Here is a 15,110-nt window from a genome sequence, read left to right on the forward strand (position 1 = left end):
TCTGTATTTACCTCCCGAAAAAAGAAGATTAGCGGCTGTCCCTGCCCCGTTTCCTCTGCAATTCACGCTCTAACAGTTTGATGATGGCGTCCTCCATCTGCTTCGGCGTTGTGTTCTTCGGAAAATATTTTTTCAGCTTGCTTGTGTTGATTTTCAAGGTTTCTTTCTGGTTTCCCTTTTCCTCGGTCATAATGGAAAATATCATATCCATGTCAAGCCGCCCGCTCTGGCTAAGGCTTTTCATCCGCTGTGCCTGTGAGAGTGAGGGCGTTGCTTCTTCTCTCTCCATTGTGGCGAGTAGATTTTCCTGCTCGTCTTTCTTCAAAAAGGACAGCTCCACCGCAGGCGTGAGGGCGATTTTCCCCTCGTCCACCATCTGCAAAATCGGCGGTATCAGTTCCGTCAAGCGGATAAATCTCTGCACGGTCATCCTGCCAACGCCGAAGCCCTGTGCCACCTTATCGTCTGTCCGCAACTTCGTCCCAACTTGTGACGAGGTTAAATCCGTGCGGAAGCCCTGCCGCTTCATGGCTTCGGATTTCATCTTGTAGGCAAACGCCCGCTCGCTCGGCAGGATATTTTCTCGTTGCAAATTGCTGTCCACAAGGGTGATGATGGCTCGGTCACGGTCTAAGGGCAGGACAAAAGCGGGGATTGTGTTTAACCCTGCAAGCTCCGAAGCACGCACACGCCGCTGTCCCGCAATGATTTCATAACCATTCCCGTCCTCTTTCGGGCGTGTGATTATCGGCGTTACGATTCCAAACTCTTTGATACTCTCTGCTAATTCTGATAACATTTCGTCCTCCACTACATGAAACGGGTTATCGGGAAACGGGTATAAATCTGCGGTCTTTAATACCTTAAAATCCTGTCTCTTCATTCACATCCCTACCTTTCTTTTTGTCTGGTTCTGCCTGTTTTCTGTAATTCTTCCAATACCTCTGGCGGTATTTTTTTCAATAACCGTTCCATCTGCTGATTGGTTTTCTGCAATTCAAATATCCTCTGGTTGGCTTTCTGTACCTTTAATTCCTGCTCGTACTTTTCATTACGCATACGCCCCGCATAATCGGATTCCTGCCCGATTCTCTCTTTCAAGCTGTCGATATAAGCTCTCTGTTTGCCGATTTCCTTAGAGAATTTCTCCACGTCTGGGAGCCACGCCGCAATCAGTTCCAGAGCCTTGTCACGCTTCTTTCCTGCGTTAAAGGCGTTAATGTCGGAGAGGGCAGACACGATTTCCGCATATTGTTTATCCAGCCTGCCGCCTAACTTATAGAGCCATGTGGGGATGTGTTTCCGCTTCGTTTCCATTGAGGACTGCCCCCGCTCAAGCTGATTCCACCGTGCGGACATCCGCTCATGGTAGGCGGTCTGCCACTCGGACAGGCTCTTTTGGTTGCCTAAGATAGACTTCGCTGACAGCTTGTTGTCGGGCGTGAGCGGCACAAAGCACAGGTGCATATGGGGCGTTCTTTCGTCCATGTGGACGACTGCGGAGAGGATATTCTGCTTTCCCACACGTTCCGAAATGAAGTCAAGAGCCGTCTGGAAATAGGCTTTTTGTTCTTCTGGCGGTAAGCTGTTCATAAATTCGGGCGAAGCGGTGATGAGCGTTTCCACCATCATCACGCTGTCCTTTCTCACCTTACAGCCTGCTTCTTTTACCATTTGGTTTATCTCTTTCTTGTAGGTGTAGCGGGGCGGATTCACAAGATGGTAGTTATCTTTGGAGCGTTCCATATCAATATCTGGGTTGCTTTTATAGGCTTCTTTCTTCCGCTCGTTGTGGCGTTCGCAAGCCGCAACGCCGCCTGCCTTGCGTTTCTGGAAACGCAGGATTGCATAGGGCATAGTTCATCATCTTCCTTTCTTCGGCGGGTAATCTCCCAAAGGGTGACGGTTGGTGACGGTGGTGACGGTGTTTTTGGGATACCCCCACGGGAGCCGCCGACTGTCACCGCACATTCTTCCATCCGAAGCCGCAAGGCAGAGGATGGGCAGGGCGTAAGCCCTGCTTTAAGGGAGTCCAGAGGGAACGTCTGGCACACGACTTTGCCGGGCAAAGTGTAGTGTGTTACACCCTGTAAACGCAGTCGGAAAAATCGGGGGATTTTTCTGACCGCAGGGGTGGCTTTACGAGCCGAAAAAGGCGAGTAAGGCACCACGCCTGCACTTTGCGTTTACGGGGTGTTCTCCCGAAGGGCAGAACCGCCGATTTTACATACATTTGCTATGACGGTGACAGCAACAGGGGGTATCCCAATCTAACCGTCATCACCGTCACCACCGTCACCCGACTGCCTTGTGAGGGAAATCTCCCTGCACCCTTTCTTCCTGTGGTAGCCGTAACGGATGTTGTTTTCACTAAGAAAACTGGCACGGTATTCGTTAAGCCGCTTCGTCATGATGTTGGGCGGCGATCCCGTTTCCCCCATCTGTTCCAGAAGCTCCGTTGCCGTCCCAGTCCATTTCTCTTTGTCCTGCATGAAATCCACCAGCCGAAAAAGAACATCTGGTATCGCTTCTTTGGCAAGCTGTTCCTGCTCCTTACGCTCCACAAGCTCCCAACTGCAATCATGGAAACGGAGCGTAAACTCCTGATAGGGCGTGTCCCTGCCCGTCACATACAGCTTTGCGGCATTGGACGCACGGCTTTCCTGTTCTAAAACAAAGGTTGCGTCCGCACTCCCCGTCAATCCCGTCGTTCCAGACACTTTGTTGAACACGTCGCTGTCATTCTGCTTTCGGATGTGGTGAACGACAATGACCGCCAGAGAGTGCCTGTCGGCAAAGTTTTTGATAAGGGAGATGTCCCCGTAATCGCTTGCATAGGCGTTGTCTTTGGATGCGGTGCGGACTTTCTGCAAGGTGTCAATCACAATGAGCCTGCTGTCGGGATATTCTTTCAGATAATCTTCCAACTGCACGATAAGACCGTCTGACAGCTTGTCGCTCGCCACCGCAAAGTGAAGCCGCCCGCTCGCTTCGTCCGTCAAGCGGAACAATCTGTCCTGTATGCGGCAGAACGTGTCCTCAAGGCAGAGGTAAAGCACGTCGCCCTCCTGTGTGGGCATATCCCACAAGGGGATTCCCTGCGACACGCAGAGGCATAGCTTTAACATGAGCCAGCTCTTGCCGATTTTCTGTGAACCGCAGAACAGGGTTAAGCCTGTGGGTATCAGACCGCCCACCACAAAGGACGGCTTTTCAAGCGGCTCATAGAGGAGCGTGTCTGCATTGACTGTCTGAAGCTTCTGCATGGGATTCCTCCTTTCGGGCGGTGTCTTTGGTTTTGTTGCACATAGATGTGACCTCCTTAAATAGATTTACTCCCACGAAAAAAGTGAGAGTATGTAATGCCGCCAGTCCCACGCCGATAAAAAACGGATTTCTTTTTCGGGCAGTAATCATCAAGGTTTGAGATACTTCCTCATTTCCGCCTTGACTTTCTCCCTTGCAACCGAAACAGACTTCTGGACAGCGGAAGCCGTGCAATGCTCCATCTCCCCGATTTGGTAAAAGTTAAAATCATACTCGTAATAGAGCAGGAAACGCCGTCTTTGTATCTCTGGCAGTCGGGCAACAACTTTGTAAAACAGTTCATTCCGTTCTTTTTCAATCATTCTTTCATCAAGCGTTTTAGGCACCCGCAACGCCCGTCTGTAAAGCGTTTCATCCCATACCTCGTTAAACTCCCTGTGCCGCTGGTTCCATTGCTGAAGATTTCTGTTCCTGCGCTCCATCTGCCGAAATTCAAAGAATAGCTGTTCTGATACTTCCAGCTCGTGCGATTCCCCCTGCCCGTCCTTAAAGCTGATGGAATACCTTGTGCCGCTTTCCGTGGATTCCTCCCGAAGCGTGTATGTCTTTGCCCCGTATGCCATTTCCTTTCCTCCCGAAAAAAATTGAGCGGGAGGATTGCCCTCCCACCCAATAGCCCGTGGAAATGGTTAAATTTCCCCGAAAGGATAAAAAATAGGCTTTAATTTTTTGCGTAACCGTTCAAGGCGTTTATAGACCGCCCTTTCGGTAAGCCCTGCCACCGCCGCAATCTCCTTAGTGGAATACCCCTGCATTTTCAACAGGAGAATGAGCAGGGTATGCTTGTCCACCGTAAGCAATGCCTGATACAGCTTCTCGTCCTCAATCTCGTCCAGTAAGTCCGCAACGGTATTCGGCTCTGCCTGCTGTTCGTTGTCCGCCATTCCCTCAAGGTATTCGCCGAAGTCGCTCGTCCATCGGTAAAACCGCCTATTGGAATTAAAGTCCGCCCTGTCCTCCATGCGGATTTGCTCAATGACCGCTTCATCAACGCCATGCTCACGCAGCACTTTTTCCTCGGCTTCTTTCCAGATACGCCATTTCCTGTCCTCACGTCCGTGGTTGTATGCCATTCCTTATTTCCTCCAATCCGAATTTTTGAAAATGTAAAAATCCAGATTGGAAAGGCGGCGAACGACAGCCAACATCAGAAACAGCCCTGCGGCACATTCCGATAAAAAACGACAAAAGAAAAACCGCAAAGGCTCTGTGACCTCTACGGTTATAGGAGATACATATTCTGTTAAGTAGAGATTTTACTTCTGGTTTCAAGACGTAAAGTAGCGTTGCATAAGCAGGGACTTTTTTGACTGGCTTCCTGCCATTCCCCGATAAGCTATGTACGGATAGATTCTGCGTTGCATGAGCAAATGGATTACTGCCCGAAAAAAGGACATAAAAAATCCCTCCAAACTTCAAAAACAGGTCTGGAGAGTATCTGTTAAGTCTTTTCGGGCATAGCAATACCGCCCACCACACGCCGTTTTTTTATATGGTTGGCGTTCGCCTTATTGCATTGTGAAATAAAACAAAGCCAACGAACTGTGATTTTATTTCACAAGTTCATTGGCTCTGCGTCTTTGCGTCTGGCTCTATAATGATTCAATTTAATTTCCATGACCAAAAAAGAAATCACAACTATTAGCTCTTTGAAATTATTTGTTTATCAATTACAATCACCCGTAAATTCTCTGCTGAAATCAAAGTTTCATTTTTGCATTTAGGGCAGTAAAGAGGATAATTTTTTTAAACACTATCTTCTCTAATTCTGTCACGGGTTTTATTTCCACAAATAGGACATAGTATCCACTTCGTTCTATTCATACAACACCTCTGTCTGACTTAATTCTCTAACTTTTTAAGCAAATTCTTTATGTTGATATATTTTTACAGAAACAAAGTATGAAGCAATAAATATTACTACTGCAACTATGGCAGACACTATCCCCACAAGCGGATGTTTCATGTTCATTTCGCCAGTCAATGGCTTTAAAATAGCAGATAATAAAATCAGTAGCCCTACCGCTGCAATCGCCGATAAAATCATAATCATTTCATTTTTCTCTGTTCCTATTTTTAGCATAAGCGGATACATAATTCCTGCTGTGGTTGCTGAAAGTGTTAGACCAAACTCATAACCATAAAATATAGATTGAACGTTTGAATAGCCATTTGTTACATAGGCATAAATAGTTGTAATGCTCCCCATAACAATACCGAGTAAAATCAGTATTGCAAATGAAATGTATTTTGCTTTAATTATATCGTTGTATTTTATAGGTAAAGTCCGTTCAAACTTGTTCCATTTTGATACTACATCAGCATGAAGAGAAGTGCCTACATTTACAATAAAGATAAATAACTGCATAGCTATAATCATTTGAATAAAGGCATCATGTTTCACAAAAAAGATACAACTGTTAAAAACAATGCAATAATAAAAGACATTTTTATATTGTTTTCCATTGAATAAAAATTATTGCGAATTAACCCCTCATTAATTTTCTCCTTTCACATAAAGCAGCATAATCTCATCTATTGTAGCAGGGATAACTATTGCCTTTGGATATTTTTTAACCGCTCTTCCTCTGTTAGCAACTAATATCTGCCACTCATAATCCTGCTTGCGATACGCTATAATATCATTTTTATCAATAGCATCAAACTGTGCTGCCCCACATTTAATAATTCCATAGTATTCCAGCAATTCGTCTTTCGTCTTGCAAAAGATGATTTTTCCTGCATGTATAAAGACAATGTAGTCGGCAACTTTTTCTAAATCACTTGTGATATGAGAAGACACCAAAATTGAATGTTCCTCATCCTGCACAAATTCTAAAAACATATCTAAAATGTCATCTCGTACTATCGGGTCAAGACCACTGGTTGCTTCATCTAAAATCAGCAAATGAGGATGATGTGCAAATGCCACCACAATAGAAAGTTTCATTTTCATTCCTTTAGAAAAAGTTTTAATCTTTTTTGAGGCAGGAATACCCAGACGGCTTAACAGGTTATTATAGTAAGGCTTATCCCATGAAGAATAAATGTTACATAGCACCTTGCTTAACTTAATAGGTGTTAATTCTTCTGAAAAATTACTCCCATCAAAAACAACACCGACTTTTTCCTTCACAGCATAATCAAAACTGTCTATATCGTGACCTAAAATCATAATTTTACCACTGTCTTTTTTTATAAGACCCAGAATAGAATTGACTGTTGTACTTTTGCCTGCGCCATTTTCCCCAATCAGTCCTACAATACTTCCAGATGGAATACTGAAAGAAATATTATCTAATGTGAAATTACTGTATTTCTTTGTTAAGCCTGTAATCGTTAATGCTGCATTCATTCTTAATCCTCCTCATACAACAATGATAAAAGTCCAATCAATTTATCTAATTTTATTCCGCTTGACCGAGCAATCTCAATTGCTTCATTGAAATGCTCTTCAATCTTTTTTTGTTGTTCTTCCAAATAGAAATCTTGATTTTGTGCCGATACAAAACAGCCTTTTCCAGCAGTAGTTTCGATAAACCCATCTGATTGTAATTTATCGTATGCTTTCTGTACTGTCAAAACACTGATATGAAGTGATTTTGCCATTGAACGAATAGACGGGATAGCCTCACCCGCTTGTAGTTCCCCACTCATTATCAACGCTTTTATCTGGTCTGATATTTGTTCGTATATAGGTTTACTTGTGTGGTTATTAATAAATAATTCCAACTGTCCTCCTCCTGCTCATACTGTATTGCTTAAACAAGTACAGTATAAGTCATGGTAAGGCAGATGTCAATATAAATATGCCAGAGATTTCTCCCTGCCATTAATATGTCTATGTGTAAATAATTTCTTCGTTCACAATCTCCCTCGCACAAGCTCTTATGTTATTCATTCTTCCTGAAATCCAAACTTAGGAGAAATCCAAACTTTTCTGAAAATGGCTTGATAATAGGGGATTCTTGTAGAAAAAAGTTTGGATTTCATTTCGCCAAATGCAATGCTCCAATTATGACAAAATGAGAAAAACACTGTTATTTAGCTCTGTTCCAACTAATTTATTTCCATTTTTGACAAAAGAAAGCCAAAACAAAATCCAAACTTTTTGTCAGAAAACGCCTTAAATAAAGGATTTACAGAAGAAAGTTTGGATTTCTCAAAAGTTGGGATTTTCGGGAAAATATAAACTTTTGGATTTTCCCCATCCATTCTAAGGCGTTTTCCTCCTTCAACTGTTCCGTTATGCCTTGTGCCTGTTTCATGCCCTCTATGAGCCTTTCAAAGCGTTCCTGCGCCTGCCTGTCGATGTCGGCAAGGTAGGTGTTGAGCCTGCCGCTTGTGAGAAGATTGGTGTATGTAACCTTATGGCACTGTTTCAGATAGTCCAAGTGCCGCTGTCCCCATATGCCTATCGGCTGTTCTTCTTCTGCGGGTACAGTTAAGCACGGTATTAAGTAATCTCCTCGCCGTTCGTATTTGCCGCCCAGTTCCTCAAAAATCGTCTTTGCCATTGTCTGTTACCTCCACATTCTTTTTTATTTTGAATGTCCGCAAAATCCGTCCTACATCCGAGGGTCGCCAAGGGCAGTCGCAGTTGTGAATTGCGATTAGCCTGTCCTGTACATTCGTACCCGCCCCCATCTTCGGGGTAGAGCCTAAAAGGACACGCACCTCGCCGCTCCTTACCTTTGCAAACAGCTCCTTTTTCTGTGCGTCGGTATTCGCTTCATGGATGAAACGCACCTGCTCCGCAGGGATTCCACGGGCTATGAGCTTCTCTCGGATGTCGTCATAAATATTAAAAGTTCCGTCATTCTTCGGCGTTGAAAGGTCGGAGAAAACAAGCTGCGCCGCCTTTGTGTCGGCGTGTTCCTCCCAGATGCGGTAGATATTGTCCACGCAGGCGTTGACTTTGCTGTTCGGGTCGTCTGGCAGCATCGGGTCAATCAATCTCTGGTCTAGGGCAAGCTGCCGCCCGTCGTTTGTCACTTTGAGCATATTATCTGTTTGTGGCTTTACCAGTTTGGCTCGGATTTTCTCTGCCCGTTTCGCAAGCCCCGCCACCATTTCCGTCTGGATTTGGCTCGGCTTGGTCTTGATGTTGTGGTAATTGACCTTTGGCACGGGCAGCTTTAGCATATCGGCGGTCTGGATGTCCGCAACCTCACGGAACATCTGCATCAATTCTGGCAGGTTGTAGAACTTCGCAAACCTCGTCTTGGCTCGGTAATTCGTCCCCTCTGGGGCAAGTTCCAGAGCTGTGACCGTTTCTCCGAACGTGGAAGCCCAACTGTCAAAATGCTGCAATCCGTTCCTTGCGAGGGTGTCATACTGCAAGTACCTCTGCACAGAATACATCTCGACCATCGAGTTACTTATAGGCGTTCCTGTTGCGAAAACTACGCCACGGTTGCCCGTGATTTCGTCCAGATAGCGGCACTTCATAAAGAGGTCGGAGCTTTTCTGGGCTTCGGTCTGGGCGATGCCGCCGACATTCCGCATCTTGGTGTAAAGGTAAAGGTTCTTGTAAAAATGACTTTCGTCTATAAAGAGCCTGTCTATGCCCAATTCCTCAAAGTTTATCACGCTGTCTTTCCGCTTGGTATCGTTGAGTTTATCGAGCTTTGCCTTGATTGCTTTCCTTGTTTTCATGAGTTGCTTGACCGTGAACTGCTCCCCGTGGGATGCCTGCACGTCGTCTATCCCCATCTCTATATCGTCAAGCTGGCGCATAAGCTGTTCCCGCTGTCGTTCCTCGCTGATGGGGATTTTCTCGAACTGACTATGCCCGATAATCACCGCATCATACGCCCCCGTCGCAATCCTGCCGCAGAACTTCTTGCGGTTTCCCGTTTCAAAATCCCGCTTGGTAGTCACAAGGATATTGGCAGATGGATAGAGCCTTAAATACTCCGACGCCCACTGCCCGACAAGGTGGTTCGGCACGACAAACATGGATTTCTGGCATAAGCCGAGCCGCTTGCTTTCCTGTGCGGCGGCGACCATTTCAAAAGTTTTTCCCGCCCCTACTTTATGGGCAAGGAGCGTGTTGCCGCCGTAAAGGATATGGGCAATCGCATTGACTTGGTGTGGTCTTAGCTGGATTTCTGGGCTGATGCCGCCGAACGTGATATGGCTTCCGTCATATTCACGGGGTCGGATGGAATTAAATGTGTCATTATAATAGCGTACAAGCCTGTTCCTCCGCTCTGGGTCTTTCCATATCCAGTCTTGAAACGCCTGCTTTATCACCTCCTGCTTTGCCTGCGCCGCCGTTGTTTCCTTATGGTTCAGCACCGCTTTTTTATTGTTGTGTTCGTCATAAACATAGTCAAAGATGCGGGTGTCACGGAGATTCAAGGTGTCCTCCATGATGCGGTATGCGCTTGCCCGCTTCGTGCCGTAAGTGCTGTCCGCCTTGACATTCCCTACGTCGGAACTCTTATTCTCAATGAACCAGTCCCCGTTATATGCCGTGTAGCGTACTTTCAATCTGCCCGCCGCATAGCTTGACGGCGTTAAAAGCTCCATCATAAACTGCTGTATATCTTCCTGCGGTATCCATGTCGTGCCAAGACGGACGGAGATTTCGCTTGCGGGCAAATCCTTTGGGATGACCTTTTCCAGAGCCGCCACGTTGACTGTAAGCTCTGGGTCTGACTTTGCCGCTATCCCTGCAATTTTCAGTTTCTCCCGCACATTCCCCGACAAATACTCGTCTGCGGTCACATACCTTGCAGACTCGGATGACGGCACTTTGTAGATTACGCCCTGCAATTCCTTAATGATTTCTTCCTCTGACCTGCAAGTGAGCCGTGCCATATATTCCAAATCGACACGGGCTTTCTCCACGATAGAGAGGGCGAGGGCTTCACTGGCGGTTTCCACAAAGGTCACTTCTCGGTGGGGCTTTATCGTCCGTTTCGTGAACATATCCGCCTTGCGTTTGAATTTCCCCTCATCGTCAAGCACTTCAAGGGAACAGAGTAAGAAATAACTTTCATCCGCCGCAAAAGCGAGGTAGTTCCCCCTGCTGTTAATCAAGCCGTACTTTTTGGTAAAGGCATCGTATAATCGGTTTAGGTTTTCCTGCTCGGTCTGTATCATTTCCTCTGGGCAGTCGTCGGTCTGGTATTGGATGAGCTTCCTCACGCAGTCACGAATTTCCAGCAGCCCCTTGATGCGGCTCTCCGCCGTCATGGACACGTTTGCAGGGGTCATCTCGTTATTCTCTCGGAAGTAGACTTTGCCGCCCACAAGGGCAAACGAGAAGTTCCGCACGTTCGGGTCGGCGGGGATGGCTTTCTCATTCTCATCGGATATTTCGTCAATCCCAACATCCTGCTCCGTGATTTCGCCGTCTATCCGCTGCATGGCTTCATGGAGAAGCCCCGCAAGCGGCACGTCTGGGTAGGCTTTGCAGGCACTGTCCATGCCGAACCTTGTGCTTTCCATCCTCATCTCGCCAAGCACCATCTCTGGATGCTGGACAAAGTAGCTGTTCATCGTGATTCCATTTGCATCTGTGTCAAGGTGTACCCACTCTGGCTCAATGTCAATTATATTGTCACGCTTTTGCAGGATAAGGATGTCGCTCGTGACCTCCGTTCCTGCATTTGCCCGAAACGTATTGTCGGGAAGCCTTACCGCCCCTAAAAGCTCGGCTCTCTGTGCAACATACTTCCGCACCTCTGGGCTTGCCTTGTCCATCGTCCCCTTAGAGGTGATGAACATCACAACGCCGCCTGCCCGCACTTTATCCAGAGCCTTTGCAATAAAATAGTCGTGGATTAGGAACTTCTGGGCGTTGTAGCGGCTGTCGTTGACTTTGAACTCCCCGAACGGGATATTGCCAAGCACCACGTCAAAGTGGTTGTCTGGGAGCTTCGTTTCCTCAAATCCTTCAATGGCGATGCTGGCTTTCTGGTAGAGCTGCTTTGCAATCCTGCCCGATAACGGGTCAATCTCGATGCCGTGCAGCTTTGATTTCTCCATGCTTTCGGGCAATAATCCTAAAAAATTGCCCGTGCCGCAGGACGGCTCCAAGATGTTCCCCTGTGAAAATCCCAGACGGTCAAGTGCTTCGTACATTGCCTTGATGACAATGGGCGGCGTATAAAAAGCGGTCAGCGTGGATTCCATAGCGGCATGGTATTCTTCGTCGGAGAGTGCTGATTTTAATTCCTTATATTCATTTGCCCAAGCCGCATTGCTGCTGTCAAATGCCATCGACAGACCGCCCCATCCGACATACTTTGCAAGGGTTTCCTGTTCTTCGGGCGTGGCAAGGCGGTTTTCTATCTGAAGGTCGTGGAGAAGTCGGATTGCTGCCATATTGTTTTGGAACTTCTCTTTCGCACCGCCAACGCCTAACGCATCGTTGGCAATGCGGTAGTTGCGGCGTTCAGCGGAGAGGGCAGGGGCGGACGGTTTCGCCGTAACGGGTGTTTCCCTCGGTTTCCCATGCTCTGGCTCGTCAAAGCGTATCTTCTCCACCACAATGTCATAGGGAAGCCCGTTCTCCACGGCAGGGTACTCCGCCACGGTTTCCGTAGTCGTCTTTACGGGAGATTCTATCTTTTCTTCGGGCTGTGGTTCTTTTTCTGCCTGCTCCAAGAGCCTGCGGACATAGCTCACTTTCTCCACACGGTTTATCGGGAAGCCCATGTTGTTCTGAAATGTGATGTCACGCATGGAAACATCGCCGCTGATTTTCCCGACGCTCTCGATAAGATAACGGCGGTTGTCAATCATAAGCTCTTTGCCGATAAGGTCAGAATTATCCTGCTTTTCATCCGTCCCAGACGGGGCAGGCTCTGATTTCTGCTGTTCCTCACGCTCCGCATCTTTCGCTGCAAATAGCTCCGTGATATGCTCCGCACTGTTTAAGGTGTCGGCGTATTCCTGTGCTTCTTCCTCGGTTTCAAAGGTCTGGTAGATGCCGCCTACGTCGTAATATCGGTCGGTACTGTCCTCTGGGGCTTCATTATTCCGTATGATAAATGGGTCAGCAAAAGCATCGGAAGTCTGCTCTACCGTGTAATGGGGCTTCTGTTCTGTTTCATCAGAGATGATGTCTGGGCTTGGGTTTTCAGCCGCCTTTTTGTTTTCCTCCCGATAGAACGGCTCAAGCTGTTCCTCCGTCAAGGACACTAAATCGTGGTAGTACAGATTAGAAAGTGCGTTCTGGATAAGGTCTGCAAGGTCATTATACTGCGTATATTCTGCAAGAACGCCGTCCACATACGTTTCCATGCGGTACTGCAAGAGGTTGGCGGATGCCTGTATCCCGTGCAAGCCGTCCTCGGTATTCTGAAAGGCAATCTTGACGTTGGATAAATCCGTATAGTCCACTTCGGCATCGCCGCCAAACTCCGCATCGCAGTATGCGTCGATACAGCCTTTCGCCTGTTCCAGAAGTTCTTCCTCGGCAGGCTCTTTCCTCCTGTGAAACCAGTCATCCTCGGTAGCCATTATCTCGCCAAGCCGCTTTTCATCCTCTGGGAACAGCTCGGTGTTTCGCTCTAAGAACGGGATAAACACGTCATGCCCCAGACGCAGGGATTCCATTTTCTCTCGGTAATAATCTTCGCCCTGCCGTTTCCATTCTGGGATAAACGGGCAGTCGGGGGAGAGGGAATATTCATAAAAATTTCGGATATGGGCGATTAAATCCCCCTCGCCGTCGCCGATGTCAAACCGCCCTTCATAATTAAATTCCTCGCCGCCGATGACGGCATGGATTTCAAAATCGGTCTTATGATACCATCCGACATGGTTCTCCTCATTCTCCCTTTCACGGTTCTGTTTTTCGTCCAGAATGCCGAGCAGTTTATTTCCCAGAGCGAAACTCAAATCCGTAAATCGGTCGTTCAGCTCCTTGTCATAAAAAGCGGGATGCTCGGAGAAGCCGATTGAGAGGGTGATGCTGTCGGGCTTTTCCTCGGCAAGTGTTTCTGTTTTCTGGCTTTCGGTGATGACCGTTTTTAAATGGTCGTTCGCAGGGTTCTCCTTTAATTTCTGCTCAAAATCCTCCCTGCTAAACTCTTTTCCGAACAACGGGAACTCCGCATTTCGCAGGGACACGGCGTTCTCATCAAAGGCGGTAATCTCATATTTGTCCGCCCCGATATACACCACGTCGCCCTCGTGGTAGAGGTAGCGGAGAGGGTAAAGCTCTGTAAGCTCCTGCGAGAAACGCCACGCATTGCTGCGGCTGTAAACGCTGGTCGTCTTTTTCTGCACAAGGGAGAGGAAGTCTAACATCTCCTGCACGTTGTCTGGATGCTGTAATGTCTGTTCCATAAGGTCAGCGGGCATATCCGCAAAATCCCTACATCCAATCACGCCCAACAAGTCTTTCTCATAGCCGTCCAAGTCACGGATAAAGTCAGAAAGCCGCAGGGCGAGCGTGTCCCGCTTGTCCGCAGGGGGCAGTTCCCTTTTTTCCTCAATAAAACGCTGCCTTGCCAGTTTCCTCTGGGTGTCGATTTCATACTGCGGGGCAGACACGCTTTCCAGATAATCGGCATAATGGTCTTTTTCTTTGGGATTGAGGTAGCGATTATCCTTAACCAGCTCACGCAGCCGTTTTTCCGCTTTCGACCAGCTCAGAACAAGGTCGTGTTCGGTGGAAATGCCGTCACGGTCAATGGTGATGCCCTTGCCGCTGTACCACACATACCCCTCCGTGCCGTCTGAAAAATCAACGAAAAAGCCGCCCGTGCCGTATTCCCTTTTCAGAAAATCAATGTTCTTCTTTTTATCTTCCTGCTTCTGGAACTGATGATAAATACGGTATTTCCCGTTCGCAACGCTGTTCCCTTTTACAAGGACGGCATCAATATCCTCCTGTGAAACGGCAAAAGCAGAGGCTTTCTCGTCCTCTGCTTCAGCTATCCTTTCAATCTGTTCGTCCACGGTCGGGAGATTTGCGGCAACTTCTTCCTCATTGGCAACGCTGCCTTTTTCTGTCTGTCCTTCTGGCTCTGCCGTCTGTGCCGCAGCTGCTTTTTCTTCCTGCCTGCCGCCGTCCGACTGCGGCTCTTGTTCTGAATTTCCTAATTGTAAATCAGTTCGCTCAAGATGGCTTCCTCCGCTTGGCTGCGGATATTGTTCATCATGCCGAGCCACTGCATCGGGGCTTTCTCTTTCAGTTCCTCCGTCACTCCCTGCTCGGCTGCTAACTGCTTCGTCAGAAGCTCCAGCCGCTGCAACGCCGTCTGCTCGGTCTGGTATAAGTGTGCGTTCAGCCTGCCCGACGTCAGCAGATTGAGATAGGTCACTCTTTTGTGCTGTTCCAGATAATCCCTGTGCATCAAAGCGTACCTGCCAAGCGGAAGCTCTGGCTCTGTCGGTAATGTCAGGTCGGGTATAAGGTAGTCCGCCTGTTTCGTGTAAGTGATTTCGCTCATTATTTTCGCTCCTCGTATAATAAGTTTGTAAGCAAGAAAAACTGCTTACAGACTTATTCTTTTTGATTAGACAGAAGGATAATTCTAAACATCCTTTCCGAAGATTCTTCTTCAATCACGCTGGTTCATCCATTCTCTGTCTATTGGTTAATAAGTTACTTTATAGTCATGGTCCCAGATGTTACAATAAGTTCCATAAGAATTGTAGCTATGGTCATTGCTTCATCGCTCCTGCAAAGCGTTTGCTATTGCCAAGAAAGCATGCAACCCTAATACTGCGCTAAGACTTATTACACAAATGCTGCATCCTGGTATCTAGCCACCAGCAGGGTATTTCTTCCAGGTAATGCTCATAACGCGAGG

General features: G+C 47.3%; 12 protein-coding genes and 1 pseudogene. 1 reads left to right on the forward strand and 12 read right to left on the reverse strand.

The features are described 5' to 3' along the window. Positions 1-28 precede the first annotated feature (28 nt). Entirely contained in the window at positions 29-883 is an 855-nt protein-coding gene (locus GN277_RS17540) for a ParB/RepB/Spo0J family partition protein (protein ID WP_159752192.1), read from the reverse strand. A gap of 8 nt (positions 884-891) precedes the next feature. Then, positions 892-1,857 (reverse strand): MobV family relaxase, encoded by a 966-nt coding sequence (gene mobV, locus GN277_RS17545; protein WP_159752194.1) that lies wholly within the window; start codon positions 1,855-1,857, stop codon positions 892-894. A gap of 42 nt (positions 1,858-1,899) precedes the next feature. Here mobV and GN277_RS17550 point away from each other — a divergent pair, with 42 nt between their 5' ends. Then, the gene (locus GN277_RS17550; protein ID WP_159752196.1) at positions 1,900-2,076 is read left to right on the forward strand and encodes a hypothetical protein; all 177 of its coding nucleotides are present in this window, start codon (positions 1,900-1,902) and stop codon (positions 2,074-2,076) included. Positions 2,077-2,270: 194 nt separating this feature from the next. On the opposite strand, the gene GN277_RS17555 is transcribed toward GN277_RS17550, so the two are convergent. From GN277_RS17555 to GN277_RS30350, 10 genes and pseudogenes are all read right to left on the reverse strand, one after another. Further along, complete coding sequence (locus GN277_RS17555; protein ID WP_159752198.1) at positions 2,271-3,266, reverse strand: AAA family ATPase; 996 nt, start codon at positions 3,264-3,266, stop codon at positions 2,271-2,273. A gap of 150 nt (positions 3,267-3,416) precedes the next feature. Next, positions 3,417-3,890 (reverse strand): RNA polymerase sigma factor, encoded by a 474-nt coding sequence (locus tag GN277_RS17560; protein WP_159752200.1) that lies wholly within the window; start codon positions 3,888-3,890, stop codon positions 3,417-3,419. Positions 3,891-3,956: 66 nt separating this feature from the next. Beyond that, positions 3,957-4,400: an RNA polymerase sigma factor gene (locus GN277_RS17565; RefSeq protein ID WP_159752202.1), complete on the reverse strand. Its 444-nt coding sequence runs from the start codon at positions 4,398-4,400 to the stop codon at positions 3,957-3,959. 568 nt (positions 4,401-4,968) lie between these two features. After that, positions 4,969-5,151 (reverse strand): annotated as a pseudogene (locus GN277_RS17575) (cysteine-rich KTR domain-containing protein). A gap of 34 nt (positions 5,152-5,185) precedes the next feature. Continuing rightward, positions 5,186-5,731 carry an ABC-2 transporter permease gene (locus GN277_RS17580; RefSeq protein WP_244324771.1) on the reverse strand — a complete coding sequence of 182 codons (546 nt, stop codon included), beginning with the start codon at positions 5,729-5,731 and terminating at the stop codon, positions 5,186-5,188. Positions 5,732-5,824: 93 nt separating this feature from the next. Beyond that, positions 5,825-6,682: an ABC transporter ATP-binding protein gene (locus GN277_RS17585; protein WP_159752206.1), complete on the reverse strand. Its 858-nt coding sequence runs from the start codon at positions 6,680-6,682 to the stop codon at positions 5,825-5,827. Between the two features lie 2 nt (positions 6,683-6,684). Continuing rightward, positions 6,685-7,059 (reverse strand): GntR family transcriptional regulator, encoded by a 375-nt coding sequence (locus GN277_RS17590; RefSeq protein WP_159752208.1) that lies wholly within the window; start codon positions 7,057-7,059, stop codon positions 6,685-6,687. A gap of 407 nt (positions 7,060-7,466) precedes the next feature. After that, the gene (locus GN277_RS17600) at positions 7,467-7,844 is read right to left on the reverse strand and encodes a TnpV protein (protein ID WP_159752210.1); all 378 of its coding nucleotides are present in this window, start codon (positions 7,842-7,844) and stop codon (positions 7,467-7,469) included. Next, positions 7,825-14,466, reverse strand: coding sequence for an LPD25 domain-containing protein (locus GN277_RS17605; protein WP_244324772.1), 6,642 nt, complete (start codon positions 14,464-14,466; stop codon positions 7,825-7,827). Before GN277_RS17605 ends, GN277_RS17600 begins: the two co-directional genes overlap by 20 nt. Next, a complete protein-coding gene (locus tag GN277_RS30350) occupies positions 14,394-14,747 on the reverse strand; it encodes a TnpV protein (protein ID WP_244324773.1) in 354 nt (117 codons plus the stop codon). The genes GN277_RS17605 and GN277_RS30350 overlap by 73 nt, the downstream gene beginning before the upstream one ends. Between the last annotated feature and the right edge of the window lie 363 nt (positions 14,748-15,110).

Origin of the sequence: Sporofaciens musculi (assembly GCF_009830285.1) — a bacterium.
Lineage (GTDB): Bacteria > Bacillota > Clostridia > Lachnospirales > Lachnospiraceae > Sporofaciens > Sporofaciens musculi.

Excerpts from the sequence above, each read along its gene's own strand:
- GN277_RS17540 (WP_159752192.1), bottom strand. The coding sequence starts at position 883 with ATGAAGAGACAGGATTTTAAGGTATTAAAGACCGCAGATTTATACCCG.
- mobV (WP_159752194.1), bottom strand. The coding sequence starts at position 1,857 with ATGCCCTATGCAATCCTGCGTTTCCAGAAACGCAAGGCAGGCGGCGTT.
- GN277_RS17555 (WP_159752198.1), bottom strand. The coding sequence starts at position 3,266 with ATGCAGAAGCTTCAGACAGTCAATGCAGACACGCTCCTCTATGAGCCG.
- GN277_RS17560 (WP_159752200.1), bottom strand. The coding sequence starts at position 3,890 with ATGGCATACGGGGCAAAGACATACACGCTTCGGGAGGAATCCACGGAA.
- GN277_RS17565 (WP_159752202.1), bottom strand. The coding sequence starts at position 4,400 with ATGGCATACAACCACGGACGTGAGGACAGGAAATGGCGTATCTGGAAA.
- GN277_RS17585 (WP_159752206.1), bottom strand. The coding sequence starts at position 6,682 with ATGAATGCAGCATTAACGATTACAGGCTTAACAAAGAAATACAGTAAT.
- GN277_RS17600 (WP_159752210.1), bottom strand. The coding sequence starts at position 7,844 with ATGGCAAAGACGATTTTTGAGGAACTGGGCGGCAAATACGAACGGCGA.
- GN277_RS30350 (WP_244324773.1), bottom strand. The coding sequence starts at position 14,747 with ATGAGCGAAATCACTTACACGAAACAGGCGGACTACCTTATACCCGAC.